General features: G+C 71.2%; 16 protein-coding genes. 7 read left to right on the forward strand and 9 right to left on the reverse strand.

Annotation, left to right across the window (positions count from 1 at the left end; all coding sequences use genetic code 11):
• The first annotated feature begins 136 nt into the window (after positions 1-136).
• Positions 137-931 carry a VOC family protein gene (locus ACFV9W_RS25780; protein WP_385764887.1) on the forward strand — a complete coding sequence of 265 codons (795 nt, stop codon included), beginning with the start codon at positions 137-139 and terminating at the stop codon, positions 929-931.
• Positions 932-934: 3 nt separating this feature from the next.
• Here ACFV9W_RS25780 and def read toward each other — a convergent pair whose 3' ends face one another.
• A complete protein-coding gene (def, locus tag ACFV9W_RS25785) occupies positions 935-1,582 on the reverse strand; it encodes a peptide deformylase (RefSeq protein WP_385764889.1) in 648 nt (215 codons plus the stop codon).
• A gap of 141 nt (positions 1,583-1,723) precedes the next feature.
• Between def and ACFV9W_RS25790 the strand changes: the two genes are divergently transcribed.
• The gene (locus ACFV9W_RS25790) at positions 1,724-2,473 is read left to right on the forward strand and encodes a GNAT family N-acetyltransferase (RefSeq protein WP_385764892.1); all 750 of its coding nucleotides are present in this window, start codon (positions 1,724-1,726) and stop codon (positions 2,471-2,473) included.
• An 11-nt stretch (positions 2,474-2,484) separates the two neighbouring features.
• Here the strand turns inward: ACFV9W_RS25790 and ACFV9W_RS25795 are convergent, their stop codons facing one another.
• Complete coding sequence (locus tag ACFV9W_RS25795; RefSeq protein WP_385764894.1) at positions 2,485-2,958, reverse strand: MarR family winged helix-turn-helix transcriptional regulator; 474 nt, start codon at positions 2,956-2,958, stop codon at positions 2,485-2,487.
• Between the two features lie 152 nt (positions 2,959-3,110).
• Between ACFV9W_RS25795 and ACFV9W_RS25800 the strand changes: the two genes are divergently transcribed.
• Positions 3,111-5,126, forward strand: coding sequence for an FAD-dependent oxidoreductase (locus ACFV9W_RS25800; RefSeq protein WP_385764896.1), 2,016 nt, complete (start codon positions 3,111-3,113; stop codon positions 5,124-5,126).
• Positions 5,127-5,204: 78 nt separating this feature from the next.
• Positions 5,205-5,732: a PadR family transcriptional regulator gene (locus ACFV9W_RS25805; RefSeq protein WP_385764898.1), complete on the forward strand. Its 528-nt coding sequence runs from the start codon at positions 5,205-5,207 to the stop codon at positions 5,730-5,732.
• 12 nt (positions 5,733-5,744) lie between these two features.
• Here ACFV9W_RS25805 and ACFV9W_RS25810 read toward each other — a convergent pair whose 3' ends face one another.
• The 6 genes from ACFV9W_RS25810 to ACFV9W_RS25835 all read right to left on the reverse strand — a co-directional run bounded on the left by ACFV9W_RS25810 (position 5,745) and on the right by ACFV9W_RS25835 (position 10,329).
• On the reverse strand, positions 5,745-6,743 hold the full coding sequence (locus tag ACFV9W_RS25810; protein WP_385764900.1) for a fibronectin type III domain-containing protein: 999 nt from the start codon (positions 6,741-6,743) through the stop codon (positions 5,745-5,747).
• A gap of 113 nt (positions 6,744-6,856) precedes the next feature.
• Complete coding sequence (dhaM, locus tag ACFV9W_RS25815; protein WP_385764902.1) at positions 6,857-7,270, reverse strand: dihydroxyacetone kinase phosphoryl donor subunit DhaM; 414 nt, start codon at positions 7,268-7,270, stop codon at positions 6,857-6,859.
• On the reverse strand, positions 7,267-7,875 hold the full coding sequence (dhaL, locus tag ACFV9W_RS25820) for a dihydroxyacetone kinase subunit DhaL (RefSeq protein ID WP_385764904.1): 609 nt from the start codon (positions 7,873-7,875) through the stop codon (positions 7,267-7,269). The genes dhaM and dhaL overlap by 4 nt, the downstream gene beginning before the upstream one ends.
• Before the next feature lie 55 nt (positions 7,876-7,930).
• Complete coding sequence (gene dhaK / locus ACFV9W_RS25825; protein WP_385764906.1) at positions 7,931-8,923, reverse strand: dihydroxyacetone kinase subunit DhaK; 993 nt, start codon at positions 8,921-8,923, stop codon at positions 7,931-7,933.
• A 264-nt stretch (positions 8,924-9,187) separates the two neighbouring features.
• The gene (locus ACFV9W_RS25830) at positions 9,188-9,994 is read right to left on the reverse strand and encodes a hypothetical protein (protein ID WP_385764908.1); all 807 of its coding nucleotides are present in this window, start codon (positions 9,992-9,994) and stop codon (positions 9,188-9,190) included.
• A gap of 101 nt (positions 9,995-10,095) precedes the next feature.
• On the reverse strand, positions 10,096-10,329 hold the full coding sequence (locus tag ACFV9W_RS25835; protein WP_385764910.1) for a hypothetical protein: 234 nt from the start codon (positions 10,327-10,329) through the stop codon (positions 10,096-10,098).
• A 336-nt stretch (positions 10,330-10,665) separates the two neighbouring features.
• Here ACFV9W_RS25835 and ACFV9W_RS25840 point away from each other — a divergent pair, with 336 nt between their 5' ends.
• Positions 10,666-11,478 carry a MerR family transcriptional regulator gene (locus tag ACFV9W_RS25840; RefSeq protein ID WP_385764928.1) on the forward strand — a complete coding sequence of 271 codons (813 nt, stop codon included), beginning with the start codon at positions 10,666-10,668 and terminating at the stop codon, positions 11,476-11,478.
• A 102-nt stretch (positions 11,479-11,580) separates the two neighbouring features.
• On the opposite strand, the gene ACFV9W_RS25845 is transcribed toward ACFV9W_RS25840, so the two are convergent.
• Entirely contained in the window at positions 11,581-12,642 is a 1,062-nt protein-coding gene (locus tag ACFV9W_RS25845) for a PucR family transcriptional regulator (protein WP_385764912.1), read from the reverse strand.
• 198 nt (positions 12,643-12,840) lie between these two features.
• Between ACFV9W_RS25845 and ACFV9W_RS25850 the strand changes: the two genes are divergently transcribed.
• Together ACFV9W_RS25850 and ACFV9W_RS25855 are read left to right on the forward strand one after the other, a co-directional pair.
• Complete coding sequence (locus ACFV9W_RS25850) at positions 12,841-13,356, forward strand: hypothetical protein (RefSeq protein ID WP_385764914.1); 516 nt, start codon at positions 12,841-12,843, stop codon at positions 13,354-13,356.
• Positions 13,357-13,477: 121 nt separating this feature from the next.
• Positions 13,478-14,959 (forward strand): flotillin family protein, encoded by a 1,482-nt coding sequence (locus ACFV9W_RS25855; protein ID WP_385764916.1) that lies wholly within the window; start codon positions 13,478-13,480, stop codon positions 14,957-14,959.
• Positions 14,960-15,011 lie beyond the last annotated feature (52 nt).

Consider the following 15,011-nt stretch of genomic DNA (forward strand, 5'->3'; position numbering starts at 1 on the left):
GTGCCCGCGCCCGGGGCCCGGAATTCCGTCTCCCGACCGGCTCCGCCGGATCGCGCCGCGCGCCCGTCGCGCCTAGCGTGGACCCATACCTGCCGGGCCGCGTCGTGCCCGGTGACCGACGGAAGGGTGTCGCGTCATGTCCGCTCGTCCTGAAGGCGCGCCAATCTGGGCCGACGCCATGTTCCCCGACCTGGAGGCCGCGAAGAGCTTCTACACGGAGCTGTTCGGCTGGACCTACGACGAGGGCAGCGCCGAGTTCGGCAACTACACGCAGGCCAAGGCGCCCGACGGCAAGCACGTGGCCGCGCTCGTGCCGCAGATGCCCGGCGCGGAGGGCGTGCACCCCGCCTGGAACCTGTACCTCGCCACCGCGGACATCGAGTCGGTCGCCGAGCGGATCAAGGGCGCGGGCGGCAGCCTCATGATGGACCCGATGCAGGTCGCGTCGTTCGGCACGATGCTCACCGCCCAGGACCCCGCGGGCGTGGTCTTCAGCGTCTGGCAGCCGGACACCCACGAGGGCTTCGAGAAGGTCAACGAGCCCGGCGCGTTCTGCTGGGCCGAGGTCAACACCCGCAACGCCGCGCGGACCGACTCCTTCTTCCCGGCCGTCTTCGGCTACGACGTGAAGAAGATGGAGGACGAGAAGATCGACTTCAACGTGTGGGAGCTGAACGGCGAACCCGCCATGGGCCGCATGCAGATGACGGACGACTTCCCGCCGCAGGTGCCGAGCTACGTCAACGTGTACTTCGTCGTCGAGGACTGCGACGCGGCCGTCGGCACCGTCCAACGCCTGGGCGGCCAGCTGCACTTCGGGCCGGTCGACACCCCCTTCGGACGGTTCGCGGCGGTGGGTGACCCGCAGGGGGCCGCGTTCTCGGTCATCGACGTGACGTCGGCCAAGGGCGAGATGCCGCAGCTGAGCTGACGGTCAGTCGGACGGCGGCAGGTCGAACCCCAGCTCGCGCGCGGCGAGTTGGGGTGTCGGCTGCGCCCAGCGCTCCACCGCTTCGGGTGTCTGCGTGGACGAAAGGGACCGCAGCTCGGCCCGGTCCAGGTAGAGCATGCCGTTCAGGTGGTCCGTCTCGTGCTGCACGATCCGCGCGGGCCAGCCCGTGAACTCCTCGTCGACCGCGCGCCCTTGTTCGTCGAGGGCGCGCAGCCGCACGCGCTCGTGCCGGGCGACCACGGCCTGGTAGCCCGGCACGCTCAGGCACCCCTCGTAGAAGGCGACCCGGCGCCCGCCCGCGTCCTCGTACGACGGGTTGAGCAGCACCCGGAACGGCTGCGGCGTCCGTCCCCGCGCCGCCCGAACGTCTTCGCTCACGGCCGCCGCGTCCTCGATGACCGCGAGCCGCAGCGGCACGCCGATCTGCGGCGCGGCCAGGCCCACACCGGGGGCGGCGTGCATCGTGACCCGCATCGCGGCGATCAGCCGGGCGAGCAGTTCGTCCGGGAGCTGCCCGTCGACGGGCTCGGCGGGGCGGCGCAGCACGGGGTCGCCCGCGGCGACGATCGGGAGCGGTCCCTCGGTGGCGAGCAGGGACTCGACGTGATCACTCAGTGACGTGAACGGCATCGCGCCAGGATGCCAGTGTGATCACGGACGCGTCGTGCGGGGTCCGGGAATGCGGTGGCGTTACCTGCGGTTCTGACCTGGTGGTCGTCCCCTACGGATGGGCCGGCCGTGGCACAGGAGAAGGTTCGAAGGTTCCGACGGATGACGCAGGCGCAGACGCAGACGTACGCAGCACACGAGGGCACCACGGGTCCCGCCCCGCACACCGAGCGCGGGTTCCACCCCCTCGACCACCCCGCGTACGCCGCGCTCACAGGACCGCACGCGCACTTCGCCGAGCGCAGCGGCCGGGCCCTGCGCTACCCCGCCGCCGTCACGCCGTGGACCGCGCTGCCGCCCGACCCCGGTCCCGAGGACTGGGCGGGCCTCGCCGCCTTCGCCGCCCCGGACGGAACCCTGCCGTTGCTCGGCACGGACGTCGAGCTGCCGGAGGGCTGGGAGACGACGGTGGACCACGAGGGCGTGCGCATGGTCGGCGACGCGGTGGCCGCGACCCCCGACCCGGAGACCGTCCTGCTCACCGCCGACGACGTGCCCGAGATGCTCGACCTGGTGGCCCGCACCCAGCCGGGCCCGTTCACGCCGCGCACCATAGAACTCGGCACATACCTGGGCATCCGCGAGGGCGGAAAGCTCATCGCCATGGCGGGGGAGCGCCTGCACCTGCCCGGATACACCGAGGTCAGCGCCGTGTGCACCGACCCGGACCACCGGGGCAAGGGCCTCGCCGGACGGCTGGTGAAGGCCGTCGCGGCCGTCGTCCAGGAGCGCGGCGAGACCCCGTTCCTGCACACCGGTGCGGGCAACAAGAACGCGATCCGGCTCTACGAGTCCCTGGGCTTCCACCTGCGCGACACGACCCGCTTCCGGACGGTGCGCGCGCCGCGATAGGCCGTGGCGGCCTACGCGTCCGGCTCTTCCTGGGCCGCGTGGTTGTAGCGCACCAGATAGTCGGCGAACCGCTCCAGGTCCTCCTCCGGCCAGTCCGCCAGGCGCTCGCCGAAGATCTGGCGGCGGTTGACGGTCACCTGCCGCAGCACGTCCGCGCCGGCCTCGGTCGGGTGCAGGACCTGCACCCGGTGGTCGTCCGGGTCGACGCGCCGGATCACCAGGCCCGCCCGCTGCAGGGCGGCCACCTGGCGGCTGACCGTGGACTTGTCGAGGGCGTAGTGCGCCGCCAGGTCGGTGGCGCGGCAGCCGCCCCGCTCGTCGAGGTGGGCGAGCAGCGAGTACGAGACGAGCGAGAGCTCGGGGTGCATCCGCGCGGCGGTGGCCCGCGCGCGCCGGGCGAACGAGGTCAGCTCGCGCTGGATGGTCTCCACGGCCGCCTCGCGGTCGGCCGGGTGATCTGCGGCCGGATGATCTGGCTGTGCCACGGCGGTTCCTTTCGGGATGCTCGTTGCACTCTACAACCCAGCCCGGCCCCGGGGTGGTCGGACGTGGCGCGGATCTCTTTTGCAACTTGTTGCAAAACACCTGCGGTGTCCTCTACAACTGTTTCGACCGTTCACCGCTCACGGAGGGCCCCATGAGCCGCTTCCCGCACCTTCTCGCCCCGCTCGACCTCGGTTTCACGACGCTCCCCAACCGCGTCCTGATGGGCTCGATGCACGTGGGCCTGGAGGAGGCCCCGAACGGGTTCGCGCGCATGGCCGAGTTCTACGCCACCCGCGCCCGCGGCGGCGTCGGCCTCATGGTCACCGGTGGCATCGCGCCCAACGCCGAGGGCTGCTCCTTCGAGGGCGGCGCCAAGATGACGGACGAGGCGGAGGCCGCGCAGCACCGCGAGGTCACCGACGCCGTGCACGCGGCGGGCGGCAAGATCGCCATGCAGATCCTGCACTTCGGCCGGTACGCCCACCACGCGGGCCTCGTCGCGCCCAGCGCCGTACAGGCGCCGATCAGCGCCCACGTCCCGCGCGCCCTCACCGGCGACGAGATCGAGCGGACCATCGAGGACTACGCGCGCGCGGCCGAGCTCGCCAAGTCCGCCGGGTACGACGGCGTCGAGGTGATGGGCTCCGAGGGCTACCTCATCAACGAGTTCATCGTCTCCGCCACCAACCACCGCGAGGACCGCTGGGGCGGCTCCTACGAGAACCGGATCCGGTTCGCCGTCGAGATCGTGCGGCGCGTGCGCGAGCGGGTCGGCCCCGACTTCATCCTCATCTACCGCCTGTCCATGCTGGACCTGGTCCCCGGCGGCTCGACCCTGGAGGAGGTCGTGCAGCTCGCCAAGGAGATCGAGGCGGCGGGCGCGACCATCATCAACACCGGCATCGGCTGGCACGAGGCGCGCATCCCCACCATCGCCACGTCCGTGCCGCGCGGCGCGTACACCTTCGTCACCAAGAAGGTCATGGGCGAGGTGAACGTCCCGCTCGTCACCACCAACCGCATCAACACCCCGGAACTCGCCGAGGAGTTGCTCGCCGACGGTGCCGCGGACATGGTGTCCATGGCGCGCCCGATGCTCGCCGACCCGGAGTTCGTGAACAAGGCCGCCGCCGACCGCTCCGACACCATCAACACCTGCATCGGCTGCAACCAGGCCTGCCTCGACCACATCTTCAGCCTCCAGATCACCTCCTGCCTGGTGAACCCGCGCGCCTGCCACGAGACCGAACTGGTCCTGTCGCCGACCCGGATCCGCAAGCGCGTCGCCGTCGTCGGCGCGGGCCCCGCCGGCCTCGCCTGCGCGGTGAGCGCCGCCGAGCGCGGCCACGACGTGACCCTCTTCGACGCCGCCGCCGAGATCGGCGGGCAGCTCAACGTCGCCCGCCAGGTCCCCGGCAAGGAGGAGTTCAACGAGACGCTGCGCTACTTCCGCACGCAGCTCGAACTGCACGGTGTGACCGTCAAGTTGGAGACCCGCGTCGAGGCCGGCGACCTCGACTCCTACGACGAGGTCGCCGTCGCCACCGGTGTCTCCCCGCGCACCCCGGCGATCGACGGCGTCGACCACCCGAGCGTCGTCAGCTACCTCGACGTCCTGCGCGGCGGCGCCCCCGTCGGCGACCGCGTCGCGATCATCGGCGCGGGCGGCATCGGCTTCGACGTCGCCGAGTACCTCACCGACGGCGGCGACAAGGCGAGCCTGGACGCGCCGACGTACTTCCGCCAGTGGGGTGTCGACATGGACTACGCCGACCGCGGCGGCCTCGCCAAGCCCGAGCGCCCCACCCCGCCCCGGCAGGTGCACCTCGTCCAGCGCAAGGCCACCAAGGTCGGCGCGGGCCTCGGCAAGACGACCGGCTGGATCCACCGCACCGAACTGCGCCACCGCGGAGTCACCATGGTCGCGGGCGCCACGTACGACCTGATCGACGACGCGGGCCTGCACATCACCGTCGAGGGCGAGCAGTCCCTCATCCCCGTCGACACCGTCGTCCTGTGCGCGGGCCAGGAACCGCACCGCTCGCTCTACGACGACCTGGTGGCCGCCGGACGCACCCCGCACCTGATCGGCGGCGCCGACGTCGCGGCCGAGCTCGATGCCAAGCGGGCCATCAAGCAGGGCACCGAGGTCGCGGCGGCCCTGTAGAGACCGGTGGTCACGTGTCCGGGCCCGCCGGACACGTGACCACCTCCCTGCCTCCCCACTTCCTCGTACTCTGGGCACATGTCACTCCCGCACGCGATCCTCACGGCGCTCCTGGAGAAGCCGTCGTCGGGACTCGAACTGACCCGCAGGTTCGACAAGTCCATCGGCTACTTCTGGTCGGCCACGCACCAGCAGATCTACCGGGAGCTCGGCAAACTCGAACGCGAGGGCCTGATCCGCGCGCTGCCCACCGAGACCCCCGCGCGCGGCCAGAAGAAGGAGTACGAGGTCCTGCCCCAGGGCCGCGCCGAACTCGCCCGCTGGACCGCCACGCCCCAGGACCCCAGGCCGCTGCGCGATCCCCTGCTGCTGCGCCTGCGCTCGGCCGCGGTGGTCGGCACGGCGGGCATCGCCGAGGACCTGACACGTCATCTCGCGCTGCACCGGGAGCAGTTGGCGATGTACCGGGACATCGAGAAGCGGGACTTCCCGCCGGAGAAGAACAGCGAGGCCGACCGCCTCCAGCACGCGGTGCTGCGCGGAGGCATCGATCTCGAACGGTTCTGGGTGGACTGGCTGGAGCGCACCATCGCCGAACTGGACTGAGGCCCGCGCACCTCAGTCCCGCCCCGTGACCACGGTCCGCTCCGCCGAGAAGGCGCCCCACGTCCCGTCCGGCAGCTGCGCGCGCAGCTTCACGCGGTGCGTCACGCGCGGCTTCTTGCCGGTGTAGAAGCTGTACGTCGCCGAGTCGGCCGGCGCGCCCTCGCCCCACATCACCGTCGTCGCCTCCTGGCCGTCCAGGAACACCTGGTACGCCGGGACCTCGCCGCCGGTCCGCGGCGGCGTCCACGCCAGGTCGATGTAGTACGCGCCCTTCGAGCGCCGCGTCGAGGCCTCGAAGTCCGCGGGGGCGGTGCCAGGACCCGTCTCGCCCTTGCCCCGCGCGGTCGTCAGGCGCAGGGTCCCGCTCGCGGCGGAGGTGTTGTCGGCGGCGTCCCGGGCGCGCACGCTGAACGCGTACGCGGTGCCCGGCCGCAGCCCGGTGACCAGGGCCCGCGTCTCCTTGCCGCCGACGCTGTGGATCTTCGTGGCGCCCTGGTAGATGTCGTACGAGGCGATGCCCCGGTCGTCCGTCGCCGCGCGCCACGCGAGCGACACCGCCCGGCTCCCGTCCGCCTCCCCGCGCAGCCCGGCCGGCCGGCTGGGGGCGGCACGGTCCGCCTTGACGGCGGCCGGAGTGGTGACCGTGACCCGTGTGCCGGCGGGCCCGAGGGAGCCGTCGGTGCCGCGGGCGCGCACCGTGAACACGTAACGGGACGTGGGGGAGAGGCCGGTGACGTCGACCATGTGCCGCTCCGCGGGCAGCCGCTTCACGCGCTTGGCGCCCCGGTACACCTCGTACCCCTTGACCTCCGCCGTGCTCGCGGGGCGGTTCCACATGACGTGCACGGAGGTGGCGCTCCCGGCCTGCGCGGTGACCCCGGCAGGCGCCGAGAGGGCGGGCCCCTCCGCCTTCGCGTCGTCGGAGAGGAGGCCGCAGGAGGCGAGCGCGGGCACGAGCGCGGCGGCGCAGAGCGTGCGGGCGAGCAGGGGGCGTGGGGGGAGGCGTCGCACGGAGGGCCTTCCGTTCGAGCGGATTGGTACAGACCTGTATGGCACGAGAGGCGGGCATTCCTCAAGGGGTTCGCGCCAACAGGTCTGTACCAAAGGCTCGTTGGGGTGGCCCCTCAGTCCTTGCGGTACGTGTACGCCTCCGAGGCCGCCGCGGCGACCGCGTCCAGGTCGGCCCCGGTCGAGGCGGTGACGACCGCGGCGATCGCGCCCTCCACGAAGGGCGCGTCCACCAGACGGGTGCCGTCCGGAAGTTCGTCGCCCTCGGCCAGCAGCGCCTTCACGGTCAGCACGGCGCTGCCGAGGTCGACGAGGACCGCGACGCCCGCGCCCCGGTCGACCTCGGCGGCGGCCGCCGAGATCAGCTCGGAGCTGGTGCCGAGGCCGCCGTCCTCCGTGCCGCCCGCCGCCGCGACGGGCGCGGTGTCGCCGCCCCCGGACAGCCCCGTGGCGAGCCGCGCCACGGACTCGGCGACGTCCTTGCTGTGCGAGACCAGCACGATGCCGACGGGCTTGCCGGTGGCGCTCACGATTCGCCTCCCGCCGCCTCGGCCAGCGCGCCGATCAGCAGCGCCGACGACGTGGCCCCCGGATCCTGGTGCCCGATACTGCGCTCACCGAGGTAACTCGCCCGCCCCTTGCGGGCCTGCAATGGAGTGGTGGCCTCGGCCCCGTGCTCGGCCGCCGACCGCGCCGCCGCGAAGTCCCCGTCGCCGAGCGCCTCCACCGCCGGAACGAGGGCGTCGAGCATCGTCTTGTCGCCGGGGGCGGCCCCGCCGAGCGCCGCGACCGCGTCGACCCCGGCCTTGAGGGCCTGCGCGAAGTCCGCCTCGCCGACCTCGGGCGCGTCACCCAGCGCCTTGCCGGTGCGGCGCAGCAGCGTCCCGTACAGCGGGCCCGAGGCGCCGCCCACCGTCGAGATCAGCTGTCGTCCGGCCGTGGTCAGCACGGCCCCCGGAGTGTCCGGGGCGTCCTTGTCGAGGGTGGCGCGCACGGCGTTGAACCCGCGCTGCAGATTGCTGCCGTGGTCCGCGTCGCCGATCGGCGAGTCGAGTTCGGTGAGCCGGTCGGCCTCGCGGTCCACGGCAGCGGCGGCCACCGTCAGCCAGCGCCGGAAGAAGTCGGCGTCGAGCACGTGATCTCCTTGCTTCTCAGGTTCGTTGACGTGGTCGGATGCCCGGGCAGGTGTGTCACATGCCCCAGCGGAGCCCGGCCGTGCTGACGGGCGCGTCCCACAGCCGCAGCAGCTCCTCGTCGGCCTGGCAGATGGTGACCGAGGCCCCGGCCATGTCGAGCGAGGTGACGTAGTTCCCGACGAGTGTGCGGGCCACGGGCACGCCGCGCTCCTCCAGTACCCGCTGCACCTCGGCGTTGAAGCCGTAGAGCTCGAGCAACGGCGTGGCACCCATCCCGTTGACGAGCACCAGCACCGGACTGCTGGGGCTGAGGTCCTCCAGGACGGCATTGACGGAGAAGTCCGCGATCTCCCCGGACGTCATCATGGGCCGCCGCTCCCGGCCTGGCTCGCCGTGGATCCCGATCCCCAACTCCAGCTCGCCGGCGGGCAGATCGAAGGTGGGCGCACCCTTGGCGGGCGTACTGCAGGCGCTCAGCGCGACACCAAAACTCCGCGCGTTCTCGTTGACCTGCCGGGCGATCGCCTCGACGCGTTCCAGGGGCTGCCCCTCCTCGGCGGCGGCGCCCGCGATCTTCTCCACGAAGAGGGTGGCTCCGGTGCCGCGCCGCCCGGCGGTGTAGAGGGAGTCGGTGACGGCCACATCGTCATTGACGAGCACCTTGGCGACCTGGATGCCCTCGTCCTCGGCGAGCTCGGCGGCCATGTCGAAGTTCAGCACGTCACCGGTGTAGTTCTTCACGATGAACAGCACACCGGCGCCGCTGTCCACCGCGGCGGCGGCCCGCACCATCTGATCCGGCACGGGCGAGGTGAACACCTCACCCGGGCAGGCCGCGGCGAGCATCCCGGGCCCGACGAACCCGCCGTGCAGCGGCTCGTGCCCCGACCCGCCACCCGACACCAACGCCACCTTCCCGGCCACCGGCGCGTCGCGGCGCACGATCACCCGGTTCTCGACGTCCACATTCAGCTCGGGATGCGCGGCGGCCATCCCACGCAGGGCGTCGGGGACGACGGTCTCGGCTACGTTGATGAGCATTTTCACTGGTACCTCCGGGGGCGTTGGCAGGGGGTGCGATGCCCTGCGTTTTGCCTGTTCAGGATGGTTGTATGTGGTCCTGGATCTTGACGGGTCGTGCTGGCTCGTGGCGGTCGACGGCGGGCTCGGGCGGGGCTGATGTTGACGCGGTGTTAGTTGCTGCTTGTCGACGTTTGCTGTTCCTTCGCCAGTATCGACGGTGCGGCAGAGTTGGGCACCCGTTGCGACCTGAACCACCTCCCCGTCGGCTCCGAACCCTCCCGGTCGGCGTTACTTCCATGTCTTCGAGGTCTCGTCCCAGCGGAGCAGTCGACCACGCACCTCTTCCGCCGTCGGGTCGAGATCGATGAGGGCGAGGCGAGCCTCTTCCGTGAGGTCCTCGGGGAGTTCCACTCTCGTCAACACCCGCGAGTCCGGTACCCGCACGCCCAAGCGCCTGCGGCCGCCGGCCAACCGGAACAGTTGGATGCGGCCGAGTGCCCGGCCGACGGACTCCCCCAACTGCTCGCCGAGCTTGGTCGCGAAAGTCTCAATGAACGGCCCGAGCACCTTGAGAGCGATGAACCCGACGGCCAGCTCCGCATAGGGCGGAGACTCCATCCGGTCGATGAATATCCCCTTGCGCTCCTCTTCAGCGCGGCGCTGCAGTTCGTGGTTCCTTTCCCGCGTCGCTGCCTCGGTGTGTTGCTGCATACCGAGATGGATCCGGCTGTCCGGCTCGCGCGACCGTTCGGTCCTCGGCCCGATCAGAGCGAAGCTCGTCGCACCTTCATCGTGGGCACGAAGCACGACATCGAGTGCGGGGAGGTTGTCCTGGTAACGCCACCCTTGCGAGATGAACTGCCTCAGCTCGGTTCGCGCATCGCCAGCCTCTGCTGCCAGGTCAGGCATGTTGGCGGCCTGAGCGGCCCGGGTGGCGAGGTGAAAAACGAGCACCGATTCGTCGAGACGGTCGTCCCCTTTCAGGGCGACCGCCAGGTGGTGGAGCGCCTGGGCCTGGGTCGCCTGATCGTCCGACGCATCGGCGGTCAGAATGGCCTGGGTCGCTGCATCGATGGCATTGCCTGCGTCCGTCATGCATTCCACCGTTTCGCAGCTCCGGCGATCAGGCGCGTGCCCCAAAACTCCGGTACGGGTTCGTGACACAAGGGTGCGCGCACTCCGGACCGTCGGCTCAGCTACTTGGGGTCGAGCACGTTCCCGTTCACGCAGTGGTTGGCCACGTCCCCGAGCGACGCGCCACCGGTCGGCACGACGGCCACCTCCTGGAGGCAAACCGAGGCGGCGCTGAAGTTCCAGTTGTTCGCGGCGTTGATGTCGCTTCCGAAGTTGGAGTCGTTGTCGGCGTGGGCCGGGACCGCGATGCCGACGGCGGCGAGGGCGAGAGCGGAGACGCCGATGATCTTCTTCATGCCCGAGTGAACGACGGCCGGCCCGTGATGGCACGGGCACACCCTTCGCGTCGCCTACCTGGGGCAATACGCGCGGGCACAGCCTCGCGGCCGCGTCGGCAGGTTCCGTGGACAGGTGCCGGCGAATACGACGCGGTGGCGTCGACCTTCCCCGGGCCCGTCCCGCCGAAGGAGCGTCACCGGCGAGGAAGAGGACGGCACGCTGCGCTGGTTCCTCCTGCCGGCCCTCTTCATCAGCGAATAGGGCCTGCCGTTTGGAGCAGGCCGGGCCGTGGTGCGGTACTGCGAAGATGGGTTGACTCTCACACCGTGTCAGCCAGTGAAGTGGTCCATGTCATGTTCAGCATTGGAGCATTCGCCAAGTACGGCGGCGTATCGGTGCGCATGTTGCGCCACTATGACGCCGTCGGGTTGTTGCGGCCCGCGCACGTCGACCCGCACACCGGCTACCGGTTCTACGAAGCCGACCAACTGGCCCGGCTCAACCGCGTGATCGCACTCAAGGAGCTCGGCCTCACGCTGGATCAGGTACGCGCCTTCCTCGATGGTGAGCTGGCAGCAGGGGAGTTGCGCGGGATGCTGCGGTTGCGCCGGGCCGAGCTGGCGTCGGCGATGGCGGCCGACGCGGCGCGGATGGCACAGGTCGAGGCGAGGCTCCTGATGATCGAGAGTGAGGGACAGATGCCGTCCGACGACGTGGTGATCAAACGGGTCCCGGCGATGCGTGTGGCAGAGCTGACGTCCGTGGTCGAGAGCTTCGAGCCCCACCTCATCAACCCGGTGATCACCTCGCTCTACGAGGAGTTGTGGAGCCGAATGCAGACCGCCGGGATCCGGGCGGGCGGTGCGGCCGTCGCGTACTACGAGAACCCCGAGGGCCCGGTGACCGTGCACGCGTCCATCCCCGTCGAGGGTGAGCCGGCCCGGTCGCACGACTTCTCAGTGGTGGATCTGCCGGAGGTGGAGGCCGCGACGCTGGTGCACAAGGGGCCGGCAGAGCAGGTCATCCCCAGTGTCCAGGCGCTCGCCCAGTGGATCGACACCCATGGCTATACGTCGATGGGCCCCGCCCGTGAAGTCACCCTCTCCTGCCCTCACTGCGGCGACCACGCGGTGACCGAGTTGCAAGAGCCGGTCGCCCGCCGCTGAATACGCCCTGCTCGGTGGTCCGGCAGACGTCGTCCGACACCGGGTGGAGCCTCAAGTTATTCGAGTGACGTGTGCGACGTGTGCTTTGCACGAAGTCGGGTGTCAGGCGGAGTCGGACGGCCAGTCGAGGAGGCGGGCGCCGATCACCGCGGTCTGCAAGGTGTAGCGGTCGGCCGGGACCGCGGGGTCGATGCCGGTGAGCTGGTGGATGCGGGCGAGGCGGTACGTGAACGCCCTTACGCTGAGCGACAGTTGGCGGGCCGCCTCGGCCGACACGCAGCCGGAGTCGAAGTACGCCATGAGCGTGTCGATCAGTGGCTGGGCGCCGCCGCGCGCCTGGTGCAGCGGGCCCAGCGTGTTGTGGACCAGGTCGGTCATGGCCTGCCGGTCGCGGGTGAGGACGGGGTAGACGAGCAGATCGGACGAGTGCAGCACGGGGGCGTCCAGGCCGAGGCGGGTGGCCAGGTCGAGCGCGCTCAGCGCCTCCTCGTAGGACTGGACGACACCGCTCGGGCCGGACTGCGGGCGGCCGATGGCGACCTGGCCCCCGTCGGCGGCGGCGTACGCCTGCTTGGCGAAGTAGGTGAGGACCTCGCTCTGGTCGCCGGGGGCGATGCAGACGAGCCGGCCGTCCTTCGTGGTCAGCAGGATGTTCCGGTTGCCGAAGCGGGCGATCACCGCGCGTTCGATCTCGCGCGGGACGGTGTCTCCCTCCTCGTACGCGCTGTCGCCCCGCGCCACGGCTATCGCGTGCTCGTCGGACAGCCGCAGCCCGAACCGCTCGGCGCGCTCCGCGAGTTTGCCCAGGTCGCTGCGGCCGTAGAGCAGGTCGTCGATGAACTCGCGGCGCGCCGCCTCCTCCCGGCGCATGGTCTGCCGCTGTGCGCGCTCGTAGCCCTCGGCGAACGCGTCGATGGCCTGGGCGCCGGCCGCGACGACGGAGTCGAGGCCCACCCTCGTGCCGAGATTGCCGGTGTGCGTGCACGCGAGGTGGGCGGCGACCAGGGCGCGCAGCCCGAGACCTGCCTCCGCCGCGCGCTCGCCGAGCGCGCGGCGCGCGTCGAGTTCGTCCCGGGTCAGCCGGCGTCCGGTCGCGGCGGCGTCGGCCACCGCCCGGACATAACCGTCCAGATACTCGTCGGGGACGTCCTGCTGCGGCGCCATGCCCACCCCCATCGCGGTGCCGTGTTCAGAAGGAGTTCCGCACTCCCTCTGCGCTCCCTCCGCATTCTTAGCCGATGAGCACGCAGGCATCAAAATCGCGTAAAGATTGCCGGGATCCGGCAGTTACGCGAGGTGGTTGCCCATGACAACATCCGGGGCAGCACACGGAGCAGGGACGAATCAGGGGAGGCCAGTGACATGACGTGGTTTCTCGGCCTCGGCATCGCGGGAGTGGTGCTGCTCGCACTGTCCCTGGTGCTTGACGGGGTGTTGGAAGGGCTTTTCGACGGGGTTGGGGCCCTGGACGGGCTCTTCGACGGCCTGCTGTCGCTGCCGGTGATCGCGGGCTTCGTGTCGATGCTCGGGTTCGGCGGCGCGATCGTGCTCGGCACCACCGACCTCGGTGCCGGACCCGCCACTGCCGTCGGTGCCGTCGCGGGGGGCGGCGCCGGCTGGCTGACGTGGAAGCTGACCCGCGCGCTGATGCGGGACCAGACGACGGCCACGCCGCGCGGCGACGACCTCGTCGGCAGCGCGGGCACCGTGGTCACCGCCATCCCGGTCGACGGGTACGGCGAGGTGCTGCTCCAGCTCGCGGGCCAGCCGACGAAGTTCTCGGCGAAGAGCGCGATCGCCGTCGCCCGCGGGGCCGAGGTGTGGGTGGCGGACATCCTGTCGCCGACCTCGGTCGAGGTCCGGGCTGTCGACCGCTGACCACCGTTCCGTGTGTTTCACCACGTGTCGTACGTGATGTACGTGTCATCGCGACCCGTACGCACCATCACCAACCGACTGCCGTCTGCCGGGAGGCGAGGCGGCAGAGGGGGAAGCCATCATGAGCCCTGTCACCATCGCCGTGGCCGGAGTCGTCGTACTCCTGGTCCTGCTGGCACTCGTCGTCATCACCCGCTACAAGGTCGCTGGGCCCAGCGAGGCGTTCATCGTCACCGGGCGGCGCGGCAAGAAGTCCACCGACCCGGAGACCGGCCACGTCGTCACCGACAACAGCGGCCAGAAGGTCGTGGTCGGCGGCGGCGTCTTCGTCGTCCCGTTCGTGCAGCAGAAGTTCACGCTCGACCTGTCCTCCCGGCACATCCCCGTCGCGGTGCGCGGCGCGGTCACCCTGCGTGGGGTGAAGTCGAACCTCGAAGGTGTCGCGATCGTCAAGGTCGGCGGCACCGAGGACTCGATCCGCGCCGCCGCCCAGCGGTTCCTCATGCAGCAGGACGGCATCGTCGGCTTCACGCAGGAAGTGCTGTCCGGCGCGCTGCGCTCCATCGTCGGGCGGATGTCCGTGGAGGACGTCATCCGGGACCGGGCCGCGTTCGCCGGGCAGGTCGCAGAGGAGGCGGAGGCGTCGCTGTCCGGGCAGGGCCTGGTCCTGGACGCGTTCCAGATCCAGGACATCACGACCGAGGGCTCCTACCTGGAGGACCTGGGCCGGCCCGAGGCCGCCCGCGCCAAGCAGGAGGCCGACATCGCCGAGGCCGTCGCGCGCCGCGCCTCCGAGCAGGCGCGGCTGAAGGCCGAGGAGGAGATCGCGATCGCGCAGCGCACGTTCGCGCTGAAGCAGGCCGAGATCAAGGCGGAGACCGACCAGGCCGCGGCGCAGGCGAACGCCGCCGGTCCGCTCGCCGAGGCGGCCCGGCAGCAGGAGGTGCTGACCGAGCAGGAAAAGGTGGCGGGGCGTCAGGCGGCCCTGACCGACCGGGAGTTGGACACCAAGGTCCGCAAGCCCGCCGACGCCGCTCGCTACCAGGCCGAGCAGGAGGCCGAGGCCCGCAGGATCGGCCTGGTCAAGCAGGCCGAGGCGGACGCCGAGCGGTCCCGTCTGACCGGTGAGGGTGAGAAGGCGCACCGTGCGGCGCTCGCGGACGCGGTCCGGCTCGAGGGCGAGTCCGAGGCGGCGGCGATCGGTGCGAAGGGCGCCGCCGAGGCCGAGGCCATGCAGAAGAAGGCCGACGCGTTCGCGCAGTACGGCGACGCGGCCGTGCTGCAGATGCTGGTCGAGGTGCTGCCGCAGGTCGTCGCGAAGGCCTCCGAACCGCTGGGCGCCGTCGACAAGATGACGGTGATCTCCACGGACGGGGCGAGCCAGCTGTCCCGTACGGTCGCGGACAACGTGGCGCAGGGCGTGGAGCTCCTGAACTCCACCACCGGCGTGGACCTCGCCGCGCTGCTGAAGAACATCACGGGTGGGAAGGGCACGGTGCCGGCCCCGAAGGCCCCGAAGGCCCCGGAGACGGCGGAGGCCTCGAAGCCGGCGGAGCCGGTGGGCGCGGGATCGCCGAACGGGCACATCGAGATCACGGAGTGACGAACTCCGGCCGAGCGTCCGGCTCGGCGGTCCGCACGGGGGCGGGCCGCCG

The sequence above is a fragment of the Streptomyces sp. NPDC059897 genome (genome assembly GCF_042730865.1).
Lineage (GTDB): Bacteria > Actinomycetota > Actinomycetes > Streptomycetales > Streptomycetaceae > Streptomyces.

What these genes read in the sequence shown, in the direction of transcription:
- ACFV9W_RS25835 (WP_385764910.1), bottom strand. Translation starts at nt 10,329, where the DNA reads ATGAAGAAGATCATCGGCGTCTCCGCTCTCGCCCTCGCCGCCGTCGGC.
- ACFV9W_RS25840 (WP_385764928.1), top strand. Translation starts at nt 10,666, where the DNA reads ATGTTCAGCATTGGAGCATTCGCCAAGTACGGCGGCGTATCGGTGCGC.
- ACFV9W_RS25855 (WP_385764916.1), top strand. Translation starts at nt 13,478, where the DNA reads ATGAGCCCTGTCACCATCGCCGTGGCCGGAGTCGTCGTACTCCTGGTC.
- ACFV9W_RS25850 (WP_385764914.1), top strand. Translation starts at nt 12,841, where the DNA reads ATGACGTGGTTTCTCGGCCTCGGCATCGCGGGAGTGGTGCTGCTCGCA.
- ACFV9W_RS25805 (WP_385764898.1), top strand. Translation starts at nt 5,205, where the DNA reads ATGTCACTCCCGCACGCGATCCTCACGGCGCTCCTGGAGAAGCCGTCG.
- ACFV9W_RS25845 (WP_385764912.1), bottom strand. Translation starts at nt 12,642, where the DNA reads ATGGCGCCGCAGCAGGACGTCCCCGACGAGTATCTGGACGGTTATGTC.
- ACFV9W_RS25780 (WP_385764887.1), top strand. Translation starts at nt 137, where the DNA reads ATGTCCGCTCGTCCTGAAGGCGCGCCAATCTGGGCCGACGCCATGTTC.
- ACFV9W_RS25800 (WP_385764896.1), top strand. Translation starts at nt 3,111, where the DNA reads ATGAGCCGCTTCCCGCACCTTCTCGCCCCGCTCGACCTCGGTTTCACG.
- ACFV9W_RS25830 (WP_385764908.1), bottom strand. Translation starts at nt 9,994, where the DNA reads ATGACGGACGCAGGCAATGCCATCGATGCAGCGACCCAGGCCATTCTG.
- ACFV9W_RS25790 (WP_385764892.1), top strand. Translation starts at nt 1,724, where the DNA reads ATGACGCAGGCGCAGACGCAGACGTACGCAGCACACGAGGGCACCACG.
- def (WP_385764889.1), bottom strand. Translation starts at nt 1,582, where the DNA reads ATGCCGTTCACGTCACTGAGTGATCACGTCGAGTCCCTGCTCGCCACC.